This is a genomic window from Neobacillus drentensis NBRC 102427, assembly GCF_001591445.1.
Classification (GTDB): Bacteria; Bacillota; Bacilli; order Bacillales; family Cytobacillaceae; genus Neobacillus; species Neobacillus drentensis.
In genome coordinates this window covers 1-1,633 of record NZ_BCUX01000131.1, presented here as the reverse complement: position 1 = coordinate 1,633, position 1,633 = coordinate 1, and the positions used below count along the sequence as shown (strand labels likewise).

The window sequence follows — 1,633 nt, the reverse complement described above, 5'->3', positions numbered from 1 at the left end:
CATACTAACATTAGTAGTACAAACCAAGGCCATGGTTTGTGCTACTATTTTTTTATAGTAGAAGTGAAGAAAGGTCGATCCGCTTATGGGACCATGTAAGAGTCCGAATTTAAAACAGACCAACTTCACACCCTTGTTTGAATCAGTTTAGTATGTTGGGTCCTAGAGATCGTGTATAAGAAAATGGAATCGATAAGGCACTGTGAAGACTTCTATGATTGGTTATAAAAGGAGAATATTTATATGAAACATGTTATCGCACTTGATGTTAGTAAAGGGAAAAGTACCATCGCTATTTATGATGGCTATAAACAATGTGAATTTGAAGGCGAGTTAGAACATACAAGTGTTGATTTTGAACAGCTACATCAACGCATTGAGGAAATAGCAGTGCTTGATGGACAAGCCCCTGAAATCGTATTTGAAGCGACAGGAGTCTATTCAAAACCAGTTGAAAAGTTTCTACGTGATTATGGCCATACATACTGTCGTATGAATCCTCTTGAAGCGAACCTACAAATGGCTTCCATGCGTCGTCATAAAACCGACATGAGTGATGCACATGAGTTAGCGAAAACCCACTTTAAAATGGAACGCGAAACGACGTATGTGCAAGACAATTACTATGAACAAATGCGAGCCATTACACGTTATTATGACGAGATGGATGAAGAAATCATTCTTTTACGCAATCGTATGCATGCCATTTTACATATTTCATTTCCAGAGTTGGAACGACTTATTACACCGAGTTCAGCACTATTTTTAAATATTGTCCAGTTGTATCCACATCCTGCACTTTTAATGGCTCATTCAAAGACCATCATTAAAAATCGCTTGAAAAGTAATACACGTAAGCATCTATCACTAGAACGTGCAGAGAAAAAAGCCATTGTATTATTAGAAGCTGCAGAAAATTCATATCCTGCGATTGAACCAACAGACATTCGTTGCGATCAAGTACGCGATTATGCACGGCGTATTGCAGATGTAATGGAGAAGAAAGACCAGCTTGTGAAACAAATGGTGGCGATGTCTGAAGAAAGAAAAGAATATACGGTATTACGCTCATTTCCAGGTATCGGAGATACAACAGCGTGCCGACTTATTGGCGAGCTAGGCGATATTCGCCGTTTTAAAAACGCGAAACAACTGAACGCTTACGTTGGTATCGATATTATGCGCTATCAATCTGGCAATACGCAATACAGTGATCGTATCAATAAACGAGGCAATAAAAAGCTACGGAAGATTTTATTTTTTATGATCTGTGCGATGCTTATGGCAAAAGGAAAACCCAATCATTTAGTGGATTATTATTACAAATTAAAAACGCAACCTCAGAGAAAGCCTCATAAGGTCGCGATTGTGGCGTGTATCAATAAGTTTCTGAAAGTGACGTTCCAGTTACTGACACACGGTATACTTTACGATTATGAGTCCGCACTACCAGCTCAGAAATCGTAACCAAATTTATATTTACTATAGCACACTGACCTTTCGAAAAAAAGAAAATCGTGAGGTCTTTTCGTCATGCGAAAATTAAGATGTAGTTGGGAGGGGTACCCCTCCCAACTACATCTTAAAATAAACATAAAAGAATTTAATTAAATAGACTTGACTAATCGTAAGA

General features: G+C 38.0%; 1 protein-coding gene. It reads left to right on the top strand.

Going from position 1 to position 1,633, the window contains the following annotated elements; translation table 11 throughout:
* The first annotated feature begins 243 nt into the window (after positions 1–243).
* Positions 244–1,467, top strand: a complete 1,224-nt coding sequence (locus BDR01S_RS24490; RefSeq protein WP_066258285.1) for an IS110 family RNA-guided transposase — start codon at positions 244–246, stop codon at positions 1,465–1,467.
* The last annotated feature ends 166 nt before the right edge of the window (positions 1,468–1,633 follow it).